The 23,802-nt window shown below is 43.3% G+C and carries 19 protein-coding genes and 5 tRNA genes; 8 read left to right on the top strand and 16 right to left on the bottom strand.

What is annotated here, in order from left to right; genetic code table 11:
- Together OH456_RS04650 and OH456_RS04645 are read right to left on the bottom strand one after the other, a co-directional pair.
- Positions 1-1,194 (bottom strand): acetate/propionate family kinase, encoded by a 1,194-nt coding sequence (locus OH456_RS04650; protein ID WP_031494342.1) that lies wholly within the window; start codon positions 1,192-1,194, stop codon positions 1-3.
- 275 nt (positions 1,195-1,469) lie between these two features.
- Entirely contained in the window at positions 1,470-3,374 is a 1,905-nt protein-coding gene (locus OH456_RS04645) for a DEAD/DEAH box helicase (protein ID WP_006071603.1), read from the bottom strand.
- A gap of 363 nt (positions 3,375-3,737) precedes the next feature.
- On the opposite strand from OH456_RS04645, the gene rnb reads away from it, so the two are divergent.
- On the top strand, positions 3,738-5,753 hold the full coding sequence (gene rnb, locus OH456_RS04640) for an exoribonuclease II (protein ID WP_270032902.1): 2,016 nt from the start codon (positions 3,738-3,740) through the stop codon (positions 5,751-5,753).
- Between the two features lie 82 nt (positions 5,754-5,835).
- Here rnb and OH456_RS04635 read toward each other — a convergent pair whose 3' ends face one another.
- Positions 5,836-6,183 carry a DUF3024 domain-containing protein gene (locus OH456_RS04635; protein WP_006069662.1) on the bottom strand — a complete coding sequence of 116 codons (348 nt, stop codon included), beginning with the start codon at positions 6,181-6,183 and terminating at the stop codon, positions 5,836-5,838.
- A 184-nt stretch (positions 6,184-6,367) separates the two neighbouring features.
- Here OH456_RS04635 and OH456_RS04630 point away from each other — a divergent pair, with 184 nt between their 5' ends.
- Positions 6,368-7,183, top strand: coding sequence for a phosphate ABC transporter substrate-binding protein (locus OH456_RS04630; RefSeq protein ID WP_006069661.1), 816 nt, complete (start codon positions 6,368-6,370; stop codon positions 7,181-7,183).
- A gap of 164 nt (positions 7,184-7,347) precedes the next feature.
- The gene (locus OH456_RS04625) at positions 7,348-7,668 is read left to right on the top strand and encodes a heavy metal-binding domain-containing protein (RefSeq protein WP_270032900.1); all 321 of its coding nucleotides are present in this window, start codon (positions 7,348-7,350) and stop codon (positions 7,666-7,668) included.
- A gap of 53 nt (positions 7,669-7,721) precedes the next feature.
- On the opposite strand, the gene pulA is transcribed toward OH456_RS04625, so the two are convergent.
- From pulA to OH456_RS04570, 11 genes are all read right to left on the bottom strand, one after another.
- On the bottom strand, positions 7,722-11,354 hold the full coding sequence (gene pulA, locus OH456_RS04620) for a pullulanase-type alpha-1,6-glucosidase (RefSeq protein WP_270033069.1): 3,633 nt from the start codon (positions 11,352-11,354) through the stop codon (positions 7,722-7,724).
- Between the two features lie 426 nt (positions 11,355-11,780).
- Positions 11,781-12,224 (bottom strand): CopD family protein, encoded by a 444-nt coding sequence (locus OH456_RS04615; protein ID WP_031496996.1) that lies wholly within the window; start codon positions 12,222-12,224, stop codon positions 11,781-11,783.
- A gap of 189 nt (positions 12,225-12,413) precedes the next feature.
- Positions 12,414-12,487, bottom strand: a tRNA-Cys gene (locus OH456_RS04610).
- A gap of 31 nt (positions 12,488-12,518) precedes the next feature.
- A tRNA-Leu gene (locus OH456_RS04605) sits at positions 12,519-12,605 on the bottom strand.
- Between the two features lie 79 nt (positions 12,606-12,684).
- Positions 12,685-12,758: transfer RNA gene (locus OH456_RS04600), tRNA-Cys, on the bottom strand.
- Between the two features lie 32 nt (positions 12,759-12,790).
- Positions 12,791-12,877 (bottom strand) — tRNA-Leu (locus OH456_RS04595).
- A gap of 321 nt (positions 12,878-13,198) precedes the next feature.
- The gene (locus tag OH456_RS04590; RefSeq protein ID WP_270032899.1) at positions 13,199-13,444 is read right to left on the bottom strand and encodes a nitrite reductase; all 246 of its coding nucleotides are present in this window, start codon (positions 13,442-13,444) and stop codon (positions 13,199-13,201) included.
- A 204-nt stretch (positions 13,445-13,648) separates the two neighbouring features.
- Positions 13,649-13,722, bottom strand: a tRNA-Cys gene (locus OH456_RS04585).
- Positions 13,723-13,903: 181 nt separating this feature from the next.
- Entirely contained in the window at positions 13,904-15,349 is a 1,446-nt protein-coding gene (gene viaA, locus OH456_RS04580; RefSeq protein WP_240205421.1) for an ATPase RavA stimulator ViaA, read from the bottom strand.
- A 101-nt stretch (positions 15,350-15,450) separates the two neighbouring features.
- On the bottom strand, positions 15,451-17,112 hold the full coding sequence (locus OH456_RS04575; protein ID WP_006069655.1) for an ATPase RavA domain-containing protein: 1,662 nt from the start codon (positions 17,110-17,112) through the stop codon (positions 15,451-15,453).
- A gap of 175 nt (positions 17,113-17,287) precedes the next feature.
- Positions 17,288-18,781 carry a VWA domain-containing protein gene (locus OH456_RS04570; protein WP_270032898.1) on the bottom strand — a complete coding sequence of 498 codons (1,494 nt, stop codon included), beginning with the start codon at positions 18,779-18,781 and terminating at the stop codon, positions 17,288-17,290.
- A gap of 222 nt (positions 18,782-19,003) precedes the next feature.
- On the opposite strand from OH456_RS04570, the gene OH456_RS04565 reads away from it, so the two are divergent.
- The 3 genes from OH456_RS04565 (at position 19,004) to OH456_RS04555 (ending at position 21,004) form a co-directional block, all read left to right on the top strand.
- Positions 19,004-19,522 carry an NUDIX hydrolase gene (locus OH456_RS04565; protein WP_240205423.1) on the top strand — a complete coding sequence of 173 codons (519 nt, stop codon included), beginning with the start codon at positions 19,004-19,006 and terminating at the stop codon, positions 19,520-19,522.
- Between the two features lie 10 nt (positions 19,523-19,532).
- On the top strand, positions 19,533-20,540 hold the full coding sequence (gene ltaE, locus OH456_RS04560) for a low-specificity L-threonine aldolase (protein WP_270032897.1): 1,008 nt from the start codon (positions 19,533-19,535) through the stop codon (positions 20,538-20,540).
- 146 nt (positions 20,541-20,686) lie between these two features.
- Positions 20,687-21,004, top strand: coding sequence for a c-type cytochrome (locus tag OH456_RS04555; RefSeq protein ID WP_270032895.1), 318 nt, complete (start codon positions 20,687-20,689; stop codon positions 21,002-21,004).
- Here OH456_RS04555 and OH456_RS04550 read toward each other — a convergent pair.
- On the bottom strand, positions 20,990-21,847 hold the full coding sequence (locus OH456_RS04550) for a LysR family transcriptional regulator (RefSeq protein ID WP_270032894.1): 858 nt from the start codon (positions 21,845-21,847) through the stop codon (positions 20,990-20,992). The genes OH456_RS04555 and OH456_RS04550 overlap by 15 nt on opposite strands.
- Before the next feature lie 118 nt (positions 21,848-21,965).
- Between OH456_RS04550 and OH456_RS04545 the strand changes: the two genes are divergently transcribed.
- Both OH456_RS04545 and OH456_RS04540 read left to right on the top strand, forming a co-directional pair.
- Positions 21,966-22,337 carry a YybH family protein gene (locus OH456_RS04545; RefSeq protein ID WP_006069649.1) on the top strand — a complete coding sequence of 124 codons (372 nt, stop codon included), beginning with the start codon at positions 21,966-21,968 and terminating at the stop codon, positions 22,335-22,337.
- Positions 22,338-22,475: 138 nt separating this feature from the next.
- The gene (locus OH456_RS04540) at positions 22,476-22,907 is read left to right on the top strand and encodes a hypothetical protein (RefSeq protein WP_268667284.1); all 432 of its coding nucleotides are present in this window, start codon (positions 22,476-22,478) and stop codon (positions 22,905-22,907) included.
- 74 nt (positions 22,908-22,981) lie between these two features.
- Here OH456_RS04540 and OH456_RS04535 read toward each other — a convergent pair whose 3' ends face one another.
- Positions 22,982-23,722, bottom strand: a complete 741-nt coding sequence (locus tag OH456_RS04535; protein ID WP_006069648.1) for a sulfite exporter TauE/SafE family protein — start codon at positions 23,720-23,722, stop codon at positions 22,982-22,984.
- Between the last annotated feature and the right edge of the window lie 80 nt (positions 23,723-23,802).

The following is a 23,802-nucleotide window of genomic DNA, read 5'->3' as shown; positions in this document are numbered from 1 at the left end:
TTACAGCAGTTCTACCGACTGCTGTGCAATCACAAACTCTTCATTCGTCGGAATAACCATTGCTACAGCACCTAGCATCTCAGATTTACCGATGATGCCAGCGTTTCCGAAGCGAGCATCTTCGTTGCCTTTCACATCTTCTTTAAAGCCAAGAAGTTTTAGGTTGTTTAAGATCTCGCTACGGATTGGCATAGAGTTTTCACCAATACCACCTGTGAAGATGATGCCATCAAACGAATCTAAAGCTGCTAGGTAAGATGCAATGTATTTCGAGACGCGGTAAGTAAACACTTGGAATGCTAGTTTAGCACCTTCATGACCTTCTTCCATCGCTTCTAAGATGCCACGTGCGTCGCTCGTTAGTCCAGAAACACCTAGGAAGCCAGACTCTTTGTTAAGTGCGTTAAATACTTTGTCCTGTGACCAACCCTTTTTCAAAAGGTATTCAATAATACCTGGGTCTAGGTCGCCACAACGAGTACCCATCATTAGCCCTGATAATGGCGTGAAACCCATTGAAGTATCGACTGAATCACCATTGTTGATAGCACATACAGAAGCACCGTTGCCAAGGTGGACTGAAATGAAGCTAGACTCTTCAATAGGTTTATTGATCATCTTCGCTGCTTCGCGGCTCACAAAATAGTGGCTAGTACCGTGGAAGCCGTAACGACGGATGCCGTAGTCGGTGTATAGTTCATTAGCAATAGCACCAGTGTATGCACGCTCAGGCATTGTTTGGTGGAACGCTGTGTCAAATACTGCAAACTGAGGAAGAGAAGGAAATGCTTCCATCGCTGCTCGGATACCGATAGCGCCTGCTGGGTTATGTAGTGGAGCAAGATCCGCAAGCTTTTCAATTTCCGCTGTTACTTCTTCGTTGATGCGTACAGTCTTAGTGAATTTCTCACCACCGTGAACAATGCGGTGACCTACAGCAACGATGTTCTCTTGTAGGCCAAGTTCATCTGTTAAACCCACAAGCTTGCTGATTGCAATTTTGTGGTGACTGTCGTCGCCTTCGATAGCGATTTCAGTTTTTTCACCATTAAATTTCCAGCTCATACGAGATTCAGGAAGGCCAAAGCACTCTCCAAGACCAGACAGAACTGCTTCACCACTTGCTGAGTCGATTACAGCGAATTTCAGAGATGAACTACCAGAGTTAATCACGAGAACAAACGAATTAGACATGGGGGGATATCCTGTTTTGAGCATTGATGGAAGACGACTTCCTAATATTTGTTTGTATTATTCAATATTTTTTGAATCTTTCAACTTTCTTTTATACAAACAACTGTATCAAAATGATATTTATTGATAATGATCAAGGTCCGATTTAATTCACATCTTGAATTTAATCGGTTATATCCCTTGATTATAGGGCAGGTTTGCACCAGTTGCATATTCGTCATACAAAAAAGCCGGGCATGAGCCCGGCTTTCAACTATTTTTGAATAGAAGCGATATTATGCTTCATCACGACGATTGCGTGAGAAACTGCGCTCGCCACGGTGACTGCCACGATGGTCACCACCACGGTTACGGTCAAAACGACGCTCGCCATCACGACCACGACCACCTTCACGGTTGCCATCGCGGTTGCCACGATAACCACCACCCTCACGGTTGCCACGGTAACCACCACGGTTGCCATCACGGTTACCGTCACGACGACCACCATCACGACGACCACGAGGCTCACGGAAATCAGTGAAGTCTACCACTACCGCACCCGCTTCTTTTTGGCGAATACGTAGTTTACGAAGTTTACCAGCAACATCAGAGGTCATTTGCTTTGGAAGCTGAACGTAAGTTGACTCACGATCTAGCTTAATTGCACCAATAGAACCTTTAGTTAGGCCAAGCTCATTCGCAAGTGCACCTACGATGTCTTTAACTTGAACGCCTTGCTCACGACCTACTTGCAGTTGGTATGTATCCCAATCGGCAGTGTTGAAGCTACGACGACCATCACGGCCTCCGTCACGACCACCCTCACGGCGCTCTTTACGACGTTGCTTATCACGCTCGATAGCCGCGATCATTGGATCTTCACCAATGTAGAATAGAGGGCGTTTGCCTTGTTGACGCTTAAGTAGAATCGCTGCCAATGTTGCTGCATCGATTTCTAGGCTTTCTTGTAGTTTCTCTACAAGCTCAGCGAATTTGTCTAGAGACTTATGCTCTTTCTCTTGCTCAAGCTCTGCACCTAGTTTAACTAGACGAGCTTCTGCAACTTTGTCACGTAGAGGAAGTTGGATTTCTTCCATTGATGACTTAGTCACTCGCTCGATAGTACGAAGCATACGGATTTGGTTAGTGCGAACTAGAAGAATCGCCTTACCTTTACGTCCAGCACGACCAGTACGACCGATACGGTGGATGTATGACTCAACATCAAACGGGATGTCGTAGTTAAATACGTGTGTAATACGCGGTACGTCAAGGCCACGTGCAACAACGTCAGTCGCTACTAGGATGTCGATAACACCTTGTTTGATGTGGTCAACAGTGCGCTCACGCAAAGATTGAGGAATATCACCGTGTAATGCTGCCGCTTTAAAGCCACGTGCAGATAGCCAGTCAGCTAGACGCTCAGTATCTTGGCGAGTACGTACGAATACGATTGACGCGTCTGTTTCTTCAGTTTCAAGAAGACGTGCCATTGCTTCGTCTTTCTCTACACCTTTAACAACCCAGAACTGCTGCTCTACTTTGTCTACCGTGTGGTTTTTACCAGCTACGTCAACGTACTCTGGCTCACGCAAGAAACGATCAACGATCTTCTTAAGCATTGGAGGCATAGTCGCAGAGAATAATACGCGCTGTGCTGTTTCTGGAGCGTGCTCCATGATCTCTGTTACGTCATCAACAAAGCCCATGTTAAGCATTTCGTCTGCTTCATCAAGAACGAACGTGTGTACTTCGTCTAGGTGTAAACGGTCACGGTTGATTAGGTCTTGAACACGACCAGGAGTACCAACAACAATGTGAGCACCGTTTTTAAGTGCACGCATTTGATCAACGATAGATGCACCACCGTAGATCTCTAAAACTTTTAAACCATTGATGTTTTGACCAAGGTTTTTCATTTCCGCTGCAACTTGGATAGCAAGTTCACGAGTCGGCGCAAGAACCACAGCTTGTGGTTTACGTTGGTCAAGATTTAGCTTGTTAAGTAGTGGAAGAGAGAATGCAGCCGTTTTACCAGTACCAGTTTGAGCTTTACCTAGCGCATCTTTGCCTGCTAGCAAGTGCGGAATTGCCGCAGCTTGGATAGGAGTTGGAGATACGAAACCCATTCCGTCAAGAGCAGAAAGGATTGAGTCGTTCAGCGCTAAATCGCTAAACTGAATTGAAGAATCTTGCATTGGGATCCCATTTATCAATTATTAACTAAGGTCCCACGAGCTCTACCAATTCCAAACTGATCCAGATTGCTTCTAAAGCAAACCTTAAAGAGCTGATTCCATTCAGATGCGGATAAGTAGCAAATCGCATCAAGCCGCTAGGGACGTAAACAAGGAGGCGGATTATTCCCTAAAAGCACAAAAAAAGCCAGAAAAAATTGAAATACATCACAATTTTCTTCTCGATGACAAAATTCTGTATAAAGCGTCATCAAATTTACATCTAATACGCTTAAAACCTAGCCTTTCCTGACTTATTTCGGCTAGGCATATTCCGGGCATTTGGGTATAGTGTCGGCACTTTCATCGTTAAGAAGTAGATACATGTTCCAAGACAATCCGTTACTTGCACAACTTAAGCAACAAATCCAAGAAACCCTTCCAAAAAAAGAAGGGACGATTAAAGCAACTGAGAAAGGGTTTGGCTTCCTAGAAGTTGACGCGAAAAACAGTTTCTTTATTCCACCTCCATACATGAAGAAATGTATGCATGGAGATAAAGTTGTTGCAATTATCCGTACTGAAAAAGACCGAGAAGTAGCGGAACCACAAGAACTTATCGAACAGGCTGTCACGCGATTCATTGGCCGAGTCAAACTTATCAAAGGGAAACTTAACGTTGTTCCTGATAGCCCTACTCTTAAAAAGCTCACACTTAAAGCCAAAACTAAGAAAGGCATTAAGTCAGATGATCTAAATGACGGTGACTGGGTCGTAGCACACATAATTCGTCACCCATTAAAAGATGATGGCGGTTTCTTTGTTGAAATCACGGAAAAGATCACAGACACCAATGACAAAATCGCACCTTGGTGGGTAACATTGGCTCAAAACGATTTACCAAAGACTGAACCAGCCGGCCTTGAAAACTGGGAAATTAACGATCATTCCGATTTAGAGCGTATCGACCTAACAGACGTTCCATTTGTCACTATCGATGGCGAATCAACAAAAGACATGGACGATGCACTTTATGCAAAGAAAAATGACAATGGCAGTTTTGAACTCACCATTGCTATTGCTGATCCAACCGCTTATATCACACCAGAAGACGATATGGATAAAGTCGCCAGAGAGCGCGGCTTCACTATCTACCTTCCGGGACGTAATATCCCAATGCTACCTCGCGATTTAGCGGACGATCTCTGTTCGTTAATTGAGAATGAAGTACGTCCAGCGATTTGTTGCAAAGTCACAGTAAGTGCTGACGGCATAATTCAAGATGATATTCAATTCTTTGCTGCCAACATAAAATCTCATGCACGTCTGGCTTACGACAATGTGTCTGATTGGTTAGAAACCGGAACATGTGACAAATGGCAACCAAGTGAAGAGATCGCTCAAGTAGTTACTGAACTAAATGAGTTTGCCAATGCTCGCGCGCAATGGCGCGAGACACACGCCGTTGTGTTCCCTGACCGTCCAGACTATCGCTTTGAGCTTAGTGAAGACAATGACGTCGTGGCTATCCACGCAGATATGCGCCGTGTAGCCAACCGCTTGGTAGAAGAGTCCATGATTACCGCCAACATTTGTGCTGGCCGTGTTCTGAGTAAAGCGTACGGCTATGGCGTTTTCAATACTCATCTTGGCTTTAAAGCGGACAAGCTGAAAGATGTTGTAGAGCTGGTCAACCAAGGTAAAGAAGACAACCTTTATACTGAAGAAAGCCTGTCAACTCTTGAGGGATTTGCTCAACTCCGCCGTAATCTTGGTGGTTTAGATTCAAGCTACCTAGATAACCGGATTCGCAAGTACCAAGCGTACAGTGAAATCAGCAACCAGCCAGATGCTCATTATGCAATGGGCTTGGACGTGTACGCGACGTGGACATCTCCTATTCGTAAATATGGCGATATGGTCAACCATCGTCTGTTGAAAGCCTACATTCTTGGCTCTGAACCATCACAACAGCCAGATGATGCTTTAGGTGAAGAGCTTGCTCTACATCGTAAACACCATAAGATTGCTGAGCGTACTGTAGGTGATTGGTTATATGCTCGTACACTTGCTGACGAACCTAAGAAACAAACACAGTTCACCGCAGAAATCTTTGATATCAATCGCGCCGGTATCCGTGCCCGTTTGCTAGAAAATGGCGCTTCTGTGTTTATTCCAAACCCACTCATCGTTGACAACAAAGAGCGCATTGAAGGAAACAACGAGAACGGCACGGTTTCTATTGATAAAGAAGTCGTATATCGTCTAGGGGACACGTTTAAAGTAACACTGAACGATGTGAATCAAGAAACACGTAGCCTAATCGCTAAGCCTGTTGAAGTATTTGCTGATGCACCTAAAGATGCATCAACAGAGCAAAGCGATGAAACGGCTAAATAGCCAATAGCATCTCGCTAGATAACACAAAAAGGGAGCCATCGGGCTCCCTTTTTAATATGAATGATGTTTTGTCGTTCATGCGTCACCAAAAGTACGCTTTAGGATCTTTCTCAATCTCCCTCATCACCGCGGTAAGGTCCGTACTTTTACCCAGAAATGGATACGGCATCCAGTTGTCCCCTTCATCTTCATCGGGAACGAAAATCGACCATTCTCTGGTATTGGAATCGAATAGGACTTTAACGACGACACTGGTGTAACTGGAAGAGCTTGAGTCCAATAGATAATGAGCTTTAGAAAACAAGACGCCATGCTCAACCATTTCAAACAAGGATTTACCCAATTCAACAGGCATGCTCTTGTTACGGTTGCTGCAAACAATTTCGGCACATCTTTCTAGGCGACATTGTGACATTTCGATAAGTGTCATATACCCCACCTTTTGGCTGACTATGTGTTTAATATAACTGCTTTTTGGATAATTTGTTAGCGTTCGACGCCACACAGTAACCATTTTTATCCTCTAATTTATTGGCTATGCAACTCCACTTCACAAAAGTGTCACACAAACGAAATATGATGTGGCAAATTCTCACTTTAATTGGAGTTTCTCTATGCTTCGCGTCGCTTTAGCCGCTCTACTCTCCTTCTCCGCTGTAAACACTGTAGCAGCACAAGAAGTCAATATTTCTGGTTCTACATCTGTTGCTCGTGTTATGGATGTCTTGGCAGAACAATACAACACGTCACACAGCGACACGTTCATAGCCGTTCAAGGAATCGGTAGTACAGCAGGTATCACCCTAGTAGAAAAAGGGGCGGCGGATATCGGTATGAGCAGCCGTTATCTTACAGAACGTGAAAGCAGTGAAAGTCTAGACGTTTTTCCTATTGCTTACGATGGTCTAGCTATTGTGGTCAACCTGGCAAACCCGGTTCAAGACCTCACTCGAGAACAGTTGTTTGACATCTATAAAGGAAAAATTAATAACTGGAAGCAAGTTGGTGGCCCAGATCAGAAGATTGCAGTTGTGACACGTGAGGCCTCTTCAGGCACGCGTTCAAGTTTCGAAAGTCTGTTGGGCTTGACCCAAATCATCAATGACAGACTAGTCTCTGATATCAATCCAACGAACCTCGTTGTAAATAGCAACAGTATGGTAAAGACCATTGTTAACAACAACCCACACGCCGTAGGTTACATTTCTGAAGGTTCTGTCGACCGTTCAGTTAAGGCTATTAAATTTGAAGGTGTGGAAGCAACCACCAAGAATATCTCCGAAGGGAAATACAAGCTCGCACGTCCTTTCCTTTTGCTACACAAGAAAGATGACATTGATGATGACGCGGATAAATTCATTTCTTTCGTGCTATCTAATGAGGGACAATCCCTCATCCAAGAATATGGCTACACGCCTATTAAAAAGTAGTAAAGTCATCGCTACATTAGGGAAAGCATTTGCTTTCCCTTTTTCGTCTCTACCAAGATTGGAATCGTTGAATACATAATTACGACACTTCTGTCATTTCCCATGTTATCGCAACCTGCTATGTTGTTAATCAGAAATGGTTTATCCCCAATAGGAGTCTATTCATGATTGTCACCACTACTCAAACCGTTGAAGGAAAGCGTATAATTGCTTACAAAGGCGTGATCGCCGGCGAAGCGATCTTAGGTGCCAATGTCTTTAAAGACATGTTTGCTGGCCTGCGAGATATTGTAGGCGGACGCTCGGGCACCTATGAGAGAGAGCTACAACGTGCGCGTGAAATCGCACTAAAAGAATTAGAACAAAAAGCCGCCGATGCTGGCGCGAATGCTGTTGTGGGTGTCGACCTTGACTATGAAGTACTAGGGACTGGCAACGGCATGTTAATGGTGTCGGCGAGTGGCACTGCAGTCGTTGTTGATTAAAGACGAATAAATAAGGCAGCGAATGCTGCCTTATTTGATCACTCTAAAAAATATCAAAGTTTGGTTACAGTCAGCGTTGGATTGGCTTTATTTGTTGCATCCAACTTGAAACGATAGTTTCCCTCTTCAGCAATATTTATAGTGACATTATCATTGCTACCTGCAGTAAGAGTGCTTGCCTCACCCAAAGTAACACTCACTTCGCCACCAAAGTTTGTCTCTGCGTTCCAAGATGCATCGGCGACCTTCATATTAAAACTTCCCGTTTGCACTTCTATATCTAACTGGTAAATATTATTGGCAATATAGCTAAACTTGGCATTGGAATTTTCCGCAGGGGCATCCCATGTCGTGATCGATCCACGTAAGTAGAGTTCAGTACTTCCGAATGGTGCGATACTAGATACATCTTTATTACTGTTGTCTATCGGCAAGCCTACACCCTGGCTCTCACCTTGAGGAAGTACAAAGACAGCGGTTGTCAATGCTGGTACAGAGAAGATTTCATTACTAAATGAGGCTGTTTTCACTTCACTATCATAAGACGATTTTTGAACCGGATGTAGTTCAAAACCGCTAGCTCCTTCAATCTTGAACTCTTTAGTAACAGCCGTCGAGTTAACCACAACCACCACCGCATCATATGCAGAATCAAGATCAGCACCCGCACTGGTTCCATCATCAATCGTCATGACAATTAAACCTTGTGTTTGACCCTGACCAACGTTGCGGAAATCGACTCGTTTCATGACCTCCTCAGCACTATCTAAGCGGAACAGCTCACTACTACTTCTAATTTTAAGTAACTCTAAGAATTGTTGTTTGGTTAGTTCAATGTCCGTTTGAGACGGTTTGACACTAGGATCGGCTATGATTTTTCTGATCAAATCCCAGTTAGCACCATCTTTGTCTTCTCGAGGTAAACCAACATTCCAGTTGTTGTCTGAACCATCGAAGCGAACGCGATTATACCAATCACCTGAGTCATAGGAATCTCGCTGCATCGACTTAGATCGCAATAGCTCTGAGCCCATGTGAATAAATGGAATACCCTGCCCCAACATTACGGTTGAAAGCGATACAGTCTGCATTCTAGCTCGCTTCGCCGAATCTATCCCTGTCGCAATCTTGTAGGCGTTGTTGTCCCAAAGTGTTTGGTTATCATGCTTCGAGACGTAAGAGATATTCTCCGATGGGAACTTAGTATAGCCTGCCGGGGCGCCATTATAATCCACATCTTTGCCGCGTTTAGTCTCACCAGTGTAATCCAAGAGAACATAGTCAGCTAAATTGCCCGCCATACCTAAACGGACGATATCTTGGTTGTGAAGTCTATCGTTTGTTGTTTCAACTGATTCGATTACCTCTTCATTAGGATAAGCCGCATTACCAAACCCTTGATTAAACCTTAGTGCATGGCGGCCATCGCTGTTAACGCCGCCATCAAAAGGACTACCACCACGTACTGCGTCACGCAATCGATCAGAAAACGTACCAATTTCAGTACCAGCCATAGCTAGCTGTGTGGCTTGCTCGAATCGAGCATGATTAGAAACTTCACCAAAATCCCAACCTTCACCATAGAAAATGGTATCGGGATCAATCGCTTTCACTTTCTCTAACGCATAAACCATCAAGTCTTTTGGTTGGTGCCCCATAAGGTCAAAACGGAAACCATCGACTTTGTAGTCACCAGCCCAAACTAATAGTGAATCAACCATTAGCTTACCCATCATCAAGTTTTCCGTCGCAGTATTGTCGCAACAGGTCGAGTTTTCTACGCCTCCGGAATTGGCGTTGAGCCTGTGATAATACCCAGGAACAATTTTATCCAACACTGACTTATCATTTACGCCAGAGGCATTGGTGTGGTTATATACGACATCCATGACGAACTTAAGTCCCATATCATGAGTCGCTTTTACCATTTGGCGGAACTCTTTGATTCTTAGTGAACCTTCAGCATCGGTAGCGTAACTACCTTCAGGAACTGTGTAATGGAATGGATCATAGCCCCAGTTAAAACTGTCATACATTCGTAGGTCATTCATCAAAGACTGCGCATTCGCACTCGCCGGGTCATAGTTTTGCAATAAATCTTCAATGACCTGCCCACTATCTGCTGTAGAACAAACCGCAGCTTTAGCATTAAGAGCACATAGTTCACCGACCGTATCGGTAATATCAACTCTATTGACCTCATCAACCGTAGCAATATCAAACACAGGTAATACATGCAACGTTGTTAAGCCCGCTTGTTGCAATGACTTCAGATGTGTTACTGACTCTCGAGTATCTTCGGTTAGTGCTAAATACTTACCATTCAATGCTTCCGTCCCTCTAGAATCACTGAAGCTAAAATCACGTATGTGAGATTCGTAAAGGACATGATCCTCAGCTTTAGATAATTGAGGACGAGAATAGGCTTCGTCATTCCAACCTTCAGGCATTAATAACGTATCATCGAGATCTACAACTTGAGAATATAGAGAATTTGCAGACACGCTAAGTGAATATGGGTCGGTTACCAATCGCTGCTCCACTTTACCCGTCGTAGGATGGTACACCTTAACGTCGTAACGATAGAACTGGTTCAGCGCTCCACTTACGCCATCCGAGGACCATATGCCAGTATCTGCATCTTCAGTCATTGGATATACACTATCTAGGGTCTTATCTTCATTATAAACTTCTACCGACACTGACATTGCCGTTGGTGCCCAGAGTTTAAACGTCACATCGTTTCCTTCAACAATAGCACCGAGTGTTTGAGCTATTGCATTACCCCCATCTTTTGAGGCAAACACAGAGTCAAGAACCCCGGCTGTTTGAAGCTCAGTGGCGGTAATAATTTCTTTGCTCTTGTTATATGCGACTATCACAAGTTGTTTTTTTAAAAGTGTATGTCGTGTCTCCGCATTCACATCAATGTTGAGGGCAGTCAAGCTCGCTAGGTGCTTATAACGAGCTTTGAGTTCCTCAGGCAGCTCACCAGAAATGGTGAGTTCAACGTGTCCATCTTGTCCACGAATAGACCTATCATCATTCATTGTGATGCTGCCGTCTTCGCTGTAGAACAAAACCACTGTATCTGCTGTCGAGGCAGCCTCCCAACCAATTGTGGTGCCATCTAACCAATGAGCGGCGCGCCCATCGATCGCAACAGGTCTCTCTACAGTAGGGACGTAATAAATTTGGCTACTGCCATGGAAACCAAATAATCCCTTGCTGTCATCAAGTTGACGTAGTTGAACCTTGTGATTTCCACTCCCAAAGGCTTTCTCATCTCCTTTGTGAAGTATAAAGTTCATACATTCATGAGGGTCTGATGCATCTGGGTCCACTTTCAAAACATAATAAGCGCCATAAGTAGAGCTGACCCCTGTATAACCATATGGAGCATCCCAGCTCGTGCCACTATCACCAATATTCATTGCTTCTAGGTCAGTACTTTCACAACCTTCGCCGTTCCATAGGTGTAACCCCCAACCACCGTACGGGTCACCAGATTGAGCCGCTGAGTCACGTTTGTAATAGATGACGACTTCATTCTCGCCAGCCTTATACAAGCCATCCACATCGCCACTATTGCCACCAGCCTCTGTTCCAGACTCACTATTCGTATTGCATCCTGCGAGTAATACAATTGAAATCAGTGGTATAAGCGTTTTAGCTACCACTGTCATCTTCGGTTTATTATCGTCCACTTTTCAACCTTTTATTATTGAGGGTAAATCGGTTAGTTCACCCTCTATGCTATGAAAAGTGATGCTCAACAAAATGTGAACAATGCATGTTAAGTTTTTGTATCGGATAAAATAACAGAGCGTTTGAAGCACTATCACATACTGGGAAGTCTTAGCACCATATTATGCAACACAGTGCTCACTTTGATCTTACAGATTTTAAAGGCTTAGATACTGGGGCGTAGAGTTTGAGGATGATAACTCAACCTGCAATTGGCGACTTGGATCAGATTTTGTTATGACCTTATTTTCAACTCAAAAATATTAAGCTGCTACAAGCGGCGTTGTTTTGGAAACATCAACCAATAATGAAGTTCGCAGGCAATATGGGAAAGTAATTTATTGTTTGATTGACAGATGTATCAGCTACGACAGCCACCCCACTCTAAATGACACACCTACGAAGACAAATACAACAGAAATTATGGTTACTGGAATAATATGAAGTGCCATGTCTACAAGGTTGTCCTTGGATAGCTTTGGGATTACTCGAAAACGCGCATCGAGAGCCAAAGTAACCGTTAGAGCAAGCAAAACCAATTTCGCCGCAATACCATGAGCTAGTGGAATTGACATATCGAACCATAAACTAACATCAGGAAGGAGCTGATAAGACATCATCAATCCCGTAGTCACTTGAATAACTAACGCTGGCATTCCGATCTTTTCATAGTTCTGCTCGAACTCAAGTAGCATTTCAGGTGACTTGTATTTCAATACTTTAGGTAGGACTACAACACTCAAAATTAGATGACCACCCGTCCAGATTGACGCACCTAAAATATGCAGCACTAAAAGCCAAGCAAACATGTGCCTTCCCTTTTCTTGTTCTGTTAAATTAATCTTAATTATTAACATATTGAACAATAAAGATATGACGAGGATCATACAATTGTAATGATATTTATTATCGTTTATTTGAGTATTAGAGGTAAGGCACTTAATAGAGCTAAAGAACTGTGCGTAATTTATGACTACGCAGAGATAGATTAGAGGGAGTGGAGGCGCCTCCCGGAGTCGAACCGAGGTCCACGGATTTGCAATCCGCTGCATAGCCACTCTGCCAAGGCGCCATAATTTGTGTGCTAACAATTAGCGAATAGATGGTGCCCCGGGCCGGACTTGAACCGGCACAGCGCGAACGCCGAGGGATTTTAAATCCCTTGTGTCTACCAATTCCACCACCAGGGCACGCAATTTCTTGCGATGCCGATTACTGAACAGTAAAACACCATCTGTTTCTTACCACAGTTGCAGTAAGACTTTAATATGGAGGCGCCTCCCGGAGTCGAACCGAGGTCCACGGATTTGCAATCCGCTGCATAGCCACTCTGCCAAGGCGCCTTAATTTGGGTGCTAATTAATTAGCGAATAGATGGTGCCCCGGGCCGGACTTGAACCGGCACAGCGCGAACGCCGAGGGATTTTAAATCCCTTGTGTCTACCAATTCCACCACCAGGGCACGCAATTTCTTGCGATGCCGATTACTGAATAGTAAAACACCATCCTTTTCTTACCGCAGTTGCCGTAAGACTTTAATTTTGAGCGACTCACTAGGTTTCCGTTCTTCAACGCTCTTGGTGTGACGTTAATCTTGGCAAGGTTGCCTATAACAGTCTCGCTAGTCTCGCATACGTTTTCATCGGGGTTTCCCGTGAGAACGAGGTGTACTTTAACGGATTAAGTTTTTGCGTCAACAGTAAATTTTAACTTTATGAATCAACTGACTAAATATCGAGCCAAGCAGTATGAAGGCCATACAAATCGGCTAATTCAACACCACTTACAAGTTAGCTATCTTGCGATCCAGTTGATATTTTTCGTCTGTAATGATTTTCTCAAGTACTTCAACGCGCTCAGATAAGCTTTTTATTTGTGGTACCAACTCGCTATTTAAACCTTCCGCCCCTTCCATGGCTTTCTCTAGTTCAATCGCCCTCATTTTTTCGCGATGAGCGAAAAATGTTCGCAGCATACCTCGACCAAAAATAGCGCCAAAAATGATGAGAACAACCAAGACTTCAGACATAAGCACCTCCACGAATATAGTGATAACTCACCATAGTCGTCGACTAACTTAAACGCAAACTGTTAACAATGCTGAAAATGGATTTCGAGGCTTAGGTCTCAGACAAGGTGAATTAGCTGTCCAAAACGTTAGTGAGTACAGTGAGGGAGAATTCTTAGAGCCAGAAAGAACGAAACCCCGACGATTGTCGAGGTTTCTGAATAATGGAGGCGCCTCCCGGAGTCGAACCGAGGTCCACGGATTTGCAATCCGCTGCATAGCCACTCTGCCAAGGCGCCTTTCTATTAACACACTGAGCTGCTGTTCCGTCGTGTTCGGGGCGTACTTTACGGATTACTCAACATTAGTCAAACAAAAAACGATATTATCTCTTCGTTTGTCCAGATTAACGGCAATATGCTTAATCAAGCAGCGATCTATTGGACTAAGCGTTCTCACAGTCACATCTCTTAGTGTGTTTCACCACTTTTTCATCAAGCGTCCCACCAAGTTTGGATGATAGGACCAGCAATGATCAAACATACTCATCAGTGCGGGGTTGCCAAACTTAGAAAGGTTGATGGCGTGAAAGCGGTTTTTGCGCTCTTTCAGTTGGTCGACTTTTTGTATCATCTCTTCGGATTGTTCCGGTGCGATAAAGTCGGAAATCACAACCATGTCTGCGTTTTTATAAGTATCAGTCCCCATCAAATCGATAGACTGAACTAATACTGGCTCTAAGTCAGTTCCGCCATGAAATGAATAGCTAAGAAAATCAGCAGCTTCTCGCAAACCATCTTGCTTAGTCAGTTCATACGTAATGTGTGTAGTAGAAAACAGAATCACATAGCATTCACGATCTTCAGCCAAAGCAATTTGCATCAGTGCGTAAGCCATTGCTTTGGCACACTGCTCAGGAAATCCACTCATCGAACCAGATGCATCGATACAAACAATAAATGGGCCCTTCTCTATTTCCACCTTACTGTTATCGGGTTTACTAGTTCGTACTTTTTTGAGCGTGCGTGATTTTCCTTGAGTTTTGTAGTTCATTAAGCGTTTATCAGCGAGATGTTTGTAAAACACCACTTCCAATTCGGGATAAGCGAGAAACATGGTTTCATTAGGAAGCAGTTTATTCAGATCGTCGGACTCGTGAATGCCTACTATATCATCCGTCGCCTCATCACTTTGCTCTTCAACCATCTCAACATCATCAGCTTGTGCTTTATTAAGTTCGGGATCATCCTGATCATTTGCCATTCGTCCAAGCTGTTCTGCTATCTCTTGTAGTCCCTTATTCTTCTTAAGAAACTCGGCATGGTTGTGCATCACTTTTAGATCAGTCTTGGTGAGTTTCGCAGAGGCCATATCCCACAAACGGCCCATAGCAGCTTCATCACCCTGCTCCGTCACGGTATCCATGTTTTGCATGGTTTCCATTCGTTGATACAAATCGGCGAGAAACTTCTCTTTACTTGCTTCTAACTCAGAGACCTCGGCTTGTTTAATCGCATCCGCTAGGCTCTTGTACCAAAGATCGCAAAAGAAACGGGGAAACATGGGATTATTGACTGACTTGTTTTTTTCTAGCAGACGCCTCGCCTGCATGTAGAACGCAGAATGCCACTCAAGTTGCTTGACGACATCATTAATGCGTTCAAAAAATGTCGCTTCATCCCAGTGGATGACCTCTTGATAGAGTGCAAGTTCCTTTTGGAAACGTTCAGTCTCACAAACACGAGTCATACGTTTTTTTACCGAGCCACGCCACTTCAACAAATGGCCTTTGACTGCAGAACGAACGCCGCGCTTTTCTGTGAGCGCAACAACTTGAGAGCGAGCCATCAAATCATTAACTGCCGAATCAATTAGACCTGAATCGGCAATCATTAGCGCCAAGTTTAATCCGTCTGCTCCGAGCATCCATGCCTCCGGTGTTTTATCTTACGATGTCACTCAACCAAGTTAGCTAGCCATCTAATTAAGCAAAGCTCCTAGTCAAGTAAAGTTCCTAAGCGAGCTTTCTAGGCAAAAAAGTCATTTAATCCTTTGATTCTGGCGACTGCTTTCTCAGCTTCGGCATTAGTCGTTTCAAGTGTTTGCGTGACTGTTTGTAAGCTCACTTCCATCTCTGTTGGTATCTCTTGCTGAATAAAGCCGTGTGGTAGAGCTCCATGGAAGTTAGAGCGTACTTGTCTAAGGTGATATTCTGCATGAGTAAGCTGCGTTAATACCTGATCAGCTCTTGTCGTCCACTCTTGAAGTAAATTGGAGTCAATACCAGAAGTGGTCACAAGCGTAGTTAGAACAGAGCGATTAGCGATATCCTTAATAACGAGGTTATTGGCAGCGTCAATATCAAGCTTCAAGCGGCACAAATGCGTATTTTGGTTTACATAACCATACACCTCACTGCCACCTTCTTTGATGGCTCGGCTAAGCTCATCTTTTGCTACATAGACCCAGCGGCTATCGCCTTTTTCACTCTCAGATACTGACATGTTGCTTTGCAGCAAGACCAATTTGACTAGGTCCGTAGCCGGACCAACTTTGTATGATTTGGCGTTGCTAATATCGTACTGGTATACATCTTTTCGAAGCAGCCCCGTCGTGGATTCCATAGAAAGAGGCATCGCAAACTCAGCTTCGATTTCATCTTGAATATCAGCCAATTGCTCTTTACCTTCTTCGATCTGTTGGAATACTTCCTGTTGATCAAAGGCGTAGTTCAACGCAAAGTCACGAACAACATCGCGAACAATTTCTAGTGATTCTGGACTGTTCCACAAACAGTCTTGTAGTAGCAGTAAGTCGAGCGGGTTGACGCTATCGCGACCATTAAAGAACGCACTCGCCTTGAGGAGTTTTACCGCTTTCTTCCAACGACGGTCGGAAACATACAGGTCTGACTCCGAGAGTCTGCCTTGGTTTTCTTCTGCTGCGGACTCTAGCAAGGTTTTAAGTTGATAGAGTTTTTCAAAGACGGAATCAGTCAACTTGACGTTATCAAGTTCACGTTGCCATTGATGATATTCCTGATCGGTAATCGCCAAACCTTCGGGGATCTTCGCTTCTTCACTCGTGCCAACCGTTAACATTGATTTGAAGTTCTGTTTATTCTGAATACGATTTACAAATATGCGTACCAACATACGGTCATAGAGAGCTTCCAAACCGCTGTCTTCATCGGGCAGTTCATTTGAGGCGGAAACCAGCAAGCGCATAGGCACTCTTTCAATATCACTACCGTTCTTAAATGTTTTCTCATTCACGACGGTTAGTAATGTGTTTAAGATCGCAGGACCTGCTTTCCAGATTTCATCTAAGAAAACCACTTGAGCGGTAGGTAAGTAACCTTCGGTTAATCGTAAATAACGTCCGTTGTCTTTGAGCTCTTGAATACTAAGAGGGCCAAACACCTCTTCAGGGGTAGAAAAACGTGTCATCAAGTATTCAAAATAACTACTGTTATCAAATGCTTGTATCAATCGCTTCGCAATTAGGCTCTTAGCTATTCCAGGCGGACCAAGCAAAAAGACACTTTCTCCTGCAAGGGCGGCTAATAAGCAAAGCTTTATGGTCTCTTCTCGTTCGTAAACGCCATCGGAAAGTGCTGAGGCGAGTTTATTAATTCGTTCAGATAGCAACGCTTTATCAGCGTGGGAAACAACTGTGGGCTTTATCATGCCAATACCTCTGTGCACAAAACAGGAATGCATAAATGATTTTATACATTTGTTATTATTATGTTACAAGATTTTTCATTCATGCTTTATTTAAAGCATGACCGCAAACCTAAAATTATCAAGCTGATTTTTATAGAGTTTTGTCACTAAGAGTCGCTTCAAACACCAGAACTCATTAGCCGAAAGTATGAGAAAGCGCCTGTTTTGCTCTATTAAACTGTAACGTAGGTTTTTTAATGAACTGTCCGACGAGACTGGGGTGATAACGCCATTGTGTATCGAATAGCCCTAAAACTTCTGGGTTACCATATTTTGAGAGACATAAAGAGTGGAACCGATTGTAGCGGCCACGTAATGACTCTACTCTTTCGACAATCTCCTGTTCCTGCTTAGGTGCGATGAAATCGGAGATCACCAGCAAATCGGCATTTTTGTATTGCTCACCTTGCATCAGTTCCACAGCGTGATTCAAGACCTTTCCAAGATCGGTTCCGCCTTTAAAGGTATAAGACAAAAAGTCACTCGCTTCTTTCAGTCCAGTCGTCCCTGTTAAGTCATAACTAATGAACGTGGAGGAGAACAATATGACGTGGCACTCGCGTTGTTGTTGTGCGGCCATTTTCATTAGTGAATAAGCGATAGCTTTCGCTGATTTTTCCGGAGCACCCTGCATTGAACCTGAGACGTCTATCGCGATAAGCATAGGGCCTGTCTCCTTGTCTGCTTCACCCGTCGCTGTTTTAGGTGAATGTAATTGACGAACCGCACGTTGTTTACCTTCTGATTTGTAGGTTAGCAGTCGTTTTTCCACCAAGTGTTGATAGAAAATGGTTTCCAATTCTGGGTAGGCCAAATACATGGTCTCATTAGGAAGAAGATTGTTGATGTCGTTACTTTCGTGGATACCCACAATATCATCTGTCGCAAAGTCCGTTTTCTCTTCAACGACCACTTCATCGTGGCTCAATGCTTTATTTAGCTCTGGAGCATCCACTTCTTCTGCCATACGTCCGAGTTTGTCGGCAATATGTTTCAGCTCTTGATTATTCTCAAGGTACTCTGCCGTACGTTCTATGTGTCGCCAATCCTGCTTTGTTAGTTCTGCTCCTGCCAAATCCCAAAGCCTTCCCAATTTGCCCTGTTCGCCACCTTTTTGCAGGTTCTCCATATCTTTTAACGTATCGATTTTCTGATACATCTGTTTTAAGAATTTAGACTTCTGCTGGTCAACCGTTTGTTGTTGTTTCGATTCAACGGCCTGTTTTAAGCTTTCATACCACTGCTTACAAAACTGACGGGCAAACAGTGATTGTGGATAAGCATCGATATCACTCGCTAACTGACGAGCTTTAGGAAGGAAATGCGAATCTTCAGGGAGCTGCTCAATCAATTGACTTAATTGATCATCAAACTCTTGCTCCGTTAGATAGACTGCACGTTGATAAAGTTCGAGTTCAGATTGCAGAGACTCGGTATCTTGACCTTTGACGAGCTTGCGTTTAACAGATTTAGACCATTTGGCCATTGATGCTGTTAAGCTTTGCTTAAGTCCCTCATCGCTTCCCATCGCCAACAGGTCTGTTTGCTGCATGATGTCTCTAACCGCAGAATCAATAATTCCTGACTCTGCTACCATCATCGCCAAATTTAGACTGTCCGCACCAAGCATTTCGTTACCTATAAATAAACTTCACAACCGCGTAGACCTCTTGATATACCTAAATTTTTCATTGCATTACAGGTAAGAAACCCTAGTTTTCATTTTCGATCGCCATTTAATAAAACGTTCCCCTTATTATCCATCGACTTTTATGTCACGTTATGGTCATATTGAACCGTGATTACGTAAACCTTCTACGTACTTTATATCTAGCCATCAACGGATGATTTTATGGCCCAAAGAACAATTCATCAGTGGAAATCCATTGCCCTCGTAGAAGAAGACATTGAATTACCAAATCAGAAAAGCATTACGCACACGACAATTAAACACCCAGGAGCTGCGGTCATCCTTCCAGTTACCGAGTCCGGCGATATCCTGCTATTAAATCAATATCGGCCCTCACTTAAGAAGTGGCTTTTAGAGCTTCCTGCCGGGACGATGGAACTGGGTGAAAATGCTGAAAATTGCGCACACAGAGAACTGATTGAAGAAACGGGCTTCGAAGCTGGTAGTATGATTTCTCTAGGACAGGTGACACCACTCGCTGGCTTTTGCGACGAGATACAGCATCTGTATATTGCAAAATCACTCAAACCGAATCGCAGCTTAGAATGCGATGATGATGAAGTTATTGAGTTAGTGACAATGTCACTAACGGAATTACAACAAAAAATAATCGATGGTGGCATCACGGATGCCAAAACAATAGCGTGCTTAAGCAAAGCCACGCTATGTGGATACATTTAGGAGAGTATCAATGGATTTTCGCTCAGACACAGTGACCCAACCTACCCCAGCTATGCGTGAAGCTATGGCCAATGCACCTGTCGGTGACGATGTTTACGGGGATGACCCAACGGTTAACGAATTAGAACAATGGGCAGCAGAGCGACATGGTTTCGAAGCGGCGCTGTTCACAACATCTGGTACTCAGGCAAACCTGCTTGGTTTAATGGCACATTGCCAACGCGGCGATGAATACCTGTGTGGCCAGCAGGCTCACAACTATAAATATGAGGCTGGCGGTGCAGCAGTACTCGGCTCAATTCAGCCTCAGCCTATTGAGAATAACCCAGACGGTACACTTGATTTTTCTAAGTTGAAAGCCGCGATAAAACCGGACGATAGCCACTTCGCACGCACTAAATTGTTAAGCCTTGAAAACACTATCAACGGTAAGGTTCTACCTTTGTCATATTTGGCAGAAGCAAGGAAGTTTGTTGATGAAAATGGTCTGAACCTACACCTAGATGGCGCTCGAGTATACAACGCAGCCGTGGCATTAGATGTGGACGTAAAAGAAATTGCTCAGCATTTTGATTCTATGACAATCTGTCTTTCAAAAGGCTTAGCGGCTCCTATTGGTTCCCTACTTCTTGGTTCTAAAGCGTTTATCGAACGTGCAAGACGACTGCGTAAAATGGTTGGCGGTGGTATGCGCCAAGCTGGTATTTTAGCCGCGGCAGGAAAACTTGCGTTAACAGAACAAGTCGGTCAGTTGAAACTTGATCACGCTAATGCCAAAAAACTCGCACTTGGTCTAAGTGACATTTCTGGATTTAGTGTAAACGCCGATTTTGTCCAAACGAACATTGTTTTTGCTAAGCTCGATGAATCGGTAAAGATTGATGCTATTGCAGAATCGTTAGCTAAAGACGGCATTACAATTACCCCAGGGAATCCGATTCGATTCGTAACTCACAAGGATATTTCGAGTGATGACATTGACACATTGCTTCATAAAGTCAGAGAGTTAGTTGGATAATTGTTTCGACCCATCCAACATTAATTAGGAGAACGTCAGGTTCTCCTTTTTTGTGTCACAAATTCAGCTTGGGAAGTAATAATTTCTTGAGGTTAACCTAAGGTGAAGCATTACGATTTTGCTAAACGTAGCTAGAGTACATTCTTATGAAAAACAATATACTTACCGTGATAGCTTTGATGGCTATTTCATCGGTTGCTGATGCTAACGAATTCGGAAATCCAGAACTAGGTGAAATGAAAGCGCCAAGCTGTGTGTTCTGTCATAACCCTAATGGAGCTCCCTCTGAAGCTATCTACCCAAACCTCAACGGGCAAAACTCGCTTTATCTGTTTAATGCTATGAAAGCGTATCAAAATGACGAGCGCCAAGGCGCGATGGCAGAACTTATGAAGGCTCAGCTTCAAAACTTAACGGAAGAAGACTTGAAAGATATTGCTGCGTTCTATTCAACTATCGATTAGCAGAGTATTTATCCTCTGTTCAATCGCACTTATAGCCATAGACACTGTAAGAGGCACATGTGCTTGATAAGGGTGTAAGGAGTAAATAGGATTAGGTTTCGTCTTCTCTATTTCAGCAACTGGTTTTAGTGCCATGGTTTCACCAAGTAGAAATTCAGGAACCAAGCCTATACCAAACCCTCTCTCGATTAGGCGAATAGCATCGTAGATCGTGTTGACACGGTGTGCTGGAACAAACGTTAACTCTTGTTCCGTATTTAATTCTCGATGATGTATTTGCGCTGGTTGCCAATGTTGAGCCACATATTGGCACGATGTTATATCTACTTCATTGTTTTTCGATTGGCATAGGACGTCAGAAAACTGACCAAGTTTCCTTTGTTTTAGATTGGAATCTCCAGATGCGCCTACACGAATCGCTAGGTCAATATCCTGCTGAATTATGTCCACGTGGTCATCGTCACTTACTAAGTTCAGCGTCACATCAGAAAAATCATTAAAAGTATCAGCGAGCGCAGGTATGACAATACTCTGCATCAACGCGTGTGGCGCTGTCACCGATAGTCTTCCTGATGGCGTGTTCATCGACTCTGATGCCTCAATCCACGCAGATTCTGCATGCTCTTGCATGAGAGCGCATTGATGGTAAAAACGCTCTCCGGTAGAAGTCAGCATCTGCTTGCGCGTCGTGCGTTTTAGTAAGCTCGTATTCAACTCATTTTCTAACTGTTTTAGCGCTGAACTAACTACAGATTTAGACACACCGAGTTTATCAGCCGCTTTGGTTATTGAGCCACTTTCAATGATTTGTACATAGATAGACATTAAACGTAGTTTATTCACAATAAGCTCTCTTAATTGTTCTTTTTAACAGAACATACCTTTCCAATTAGTTTGTTTTTCATCGTCAATACTATCTCTATGATTAACTCAAACACAACCCAAATTAAAAGGTATGGCGATGACTCAATCAGCTTTAGAACGCTCAAAAACTGGAATTTCCGCATGGCAAGTTGCATTTAACAATCAGGATGCCGCTGGCTGCGCGGCACAATACGCCGAAGACGCTGTAATGGTAGCGAAACCTTTTGGTACATTTGAAGGTCGAGAGGCAATACAGGCATTCTGGCAAAACATTATAGATCAAGGGTTTAAAGACGTTGATTACACCAATACTAAATGGGAAAAGGCTGGAGAAACGTCATACATTTTGACCTCAGACTGGACAATGAATAACGCCTTCGGAGTTGTTCATAAAGAACTATGGGAAATTCAAACCGATGGTGCGTCTCGGTTAACTTATGATGAGTTTGAAGTGCTTGGTGAGCGTTAATGATGTGATGGTATCGGTCTGTCTTTGTTATTGTAACTCTAATATAAACTACTAACTTGTTACCTACCGTAATTTACTTAACTCTTTTAAGCGTCGCATAAATAATGGACATAGTTTTATTATTATGAGGGGTAAATTATGGGTGTAAATCACTACGACAGAAAAACACTGGTTTCAGGTTATTGGACTCTACATAATTTCCATTATGGTCATGTCGCAGAAGCGAAATGTGAGCTTAGTGTTATCAAACGAGTTTCAATTCACAAAACACCAAGTGATCCATGTATTCACCTCTCATTAGATATTTTAGATAACGATGAAGAGAAGTTGTTGAACGTTTATCTATTAGCAGATCAGCAAACCATTTTGCTCAATGAGTTTGTAGAATATCAGTGCGTTCGTGGAGTAACAAAGCTTATTCGCTTCGCCATTCCACCACAATTTGCAAGATATTTTACTAACGAGCAAGGATTCAGGGTTCAGCTCAATGATCAAGTTGACGAAATATCAACAGCAGGTGCTGGTGACGTTATCAGCAACGCAATACGTTATAAAACAGAAATTTGCTAATGACACACTAAACTGAACTATTGAAAAATAGAACCTTCCATGTGAAGGTTCTATTTAAAAAACACCAATATTAATCAAAAGTGGACATTTTTCGCCACTAGCATACATCCAATGACTAATAAAAAGATATGTACGATTCGGTGATAGTCAATTTTGTATTTGTGTAAAAGATGATAGCCGATCATCCCGCCAGTTAAACCAATGACAAACGCTGGCATTGCCGACATCACCAAAGACAACACTTCTTCAGTTATCAAACCTTCATTCCAAAAACTCACGTTGGCACCAATCATCTGCAACATAAAGAAGAAAGCCAATGTCGATTTGGTTTGATCGGCCGTCCAAGGCTGCATCGATGTATACGCAATCACAGGAGGACCCGATTCACCTACGCTAGCACCTAAAACACCTGAAGTGAAACCTGCCCCTACTGTTACCGGAACAGAAGTCTTTTTAAACAAAGGCTTAGTTGAGCGTAGAGAATGTAAACTTGAAGCAACTAACACAATTCCCATAGTCAAAAGAATGTACTGGGAAGGCATCGTTGCCAGTAACTTAGCACCAACAAAAGACGCAGGTACCGAACCGGCAAATAGAATCAATCCTGTTTGGCGTTGTATTGAATGGCGCATTTTCCAAACGATTGGCAAGGTAACTAACCAGCCAAAAATACCAGCAATTGGGACTGCTGTTTGAGCTCCAACAATGAATGAAAGCAACGGAACCGACACTAATGCTGAGCCGAATCCCGTTAACCCCTGTGTGAAACCCGCTAATGCAATGATCAACGAAACGAGTATTAAAGTGGTGTCCATATGTCCTGTTATTCAGCCGTTAAAAGTTCTTCACACTATAGACTCATGAAATTTAATAACCATTACTCGTGTCACATTTT

The sequence above is a fragment of the Vibrio sp. La 4.2.2 genome (assembly GCF_027586995.1).
Classification (GTDB): domain Bacteria; phylum Pseudomonadota; class Gammaproteobacteria; order Enterobacterales; family Vibrionaceae; genus Vibrio; species Vibrio mediterranei.
This window is presented reverse-complemented; position numbering and strand designations above follow the sequence as displayed.

Coding starts and splice junctions, on each gene's coding strand:
- ltaE (WP_270032897.1), top strand. CDS start 19,533: ATGGATTTTCGCTCAGACACAGTGACCCAACCTACCCCAGCTATGCGT.
- OH456_RS04565 (WP_240205423.1), top strand. CDS start 19,004: ATGGCCCAAAGAACAATTCATCAGTGGAAATCCATTGCCCTCGTAGAA.
- OH456_RS04650 (WP_031494342.1), bottom strand. CDS start 1,194: ATGTCTAATTCGTTTGTTCTCGTGATTAACTCTGGTAGTTCATCTCTG.
- OH456_RS04645 (WP_006071603.1), bottom strand. CDS start 3,374: ATGCAAGATTCTTCAATTCAGTTTAGCGATTTAGCGCTGAACGACTCA.
- pulA (WP_270033069.1), bottom strand. CDS start 11,354: ATGACAGTGGTAGCTAAAACGCTTATACCACTGATTTCAATTGTATTA.
- rnb (WP_270032902.1), top strand. CDS start 3,738: ATGTTCCAAGACAATCCGTTACTTGCACAACTTAAGCAACAAATCCAA.
- OH456_RS04535 (WP_006069648.1), bottom strand. CDS start 23,722: ATGGACACCACTTTAATACTCGTTTCGTTGATCATTGCATTAGCGGGT.
- OH456_RS04555 (WP_270032895.1), top strand. CDS start 20,687: ATGAAAAACAATATACTTACCGTGATAGCTTTGATGGCTATTTCATCG.
- OH456_RS04540 (WP_268667284.1), top strand. CDS start 22,476: ATGGGTGTAAATCACTACGACAGAAAAACACTGGTTTCAGGTTATTGG.
- OH456_RS04625 (WP_270032900.1), top strand. CDS start 7,348: ATGATTGTCACCACTACTCAAACCGTTGAAGGAAAGCGTATAATTGCT.
- OH456_RS04575 (WP_006069655.1), bottom strand. CDS start 17,112: ATGATAAAGCCCACAGTTGTTTCCCACGCTGATAAAGCGTTGCTATCT.
- OH456_RS04570 (WP_270032898.1), bottom strand. CDS start 18,781: ATGCTTGGTGCGGACAGTCTAAATTTGGCGATGATGGTAGCAGAGTCA.
- OH456_RS04635 (WP_006069662.1), bottom strand. CDS start 6,183: ATGACACTTATCGAAATGTCACAATGTCGCCTAGAAAGATGTGCCGAA.
- OH456_RS04615 (WP_031496996.1), bottom strand. CDS start 12,224: ATGTTTGCTTGGCTTTTAGTGCTGCATATTTTAGGTGCGTCAATCTGG.
- OH456_RS04545 (WP_006069649.1), top strand. CDS start 21,966: ATGACTCAATCAGCTTTAGAACGCTCAAAAACTGGAATTTCCGCATGG.
- viaA (WP_240205421.1), bottom strand. CDS start 15,349: ATGCTCGGAGCAGACGGATTAAACTTGGCGCTAATGATTGCCGATTCA.
- OH456_RS04630 (WP_006069661.1), top strand. CDS start 6,368: ATGCTTCGCGTCGCTTTAGCCGCTCTACTCTCCTTCTCCGCTGTAAAC.
- OH456_RS04590 (WP_270032899.1), bottom strand. CDS start 13,444: ATGTCTGAAGTCTTGGTTGTTCTCATCATTTTTGGCGCTATTTTTGGT.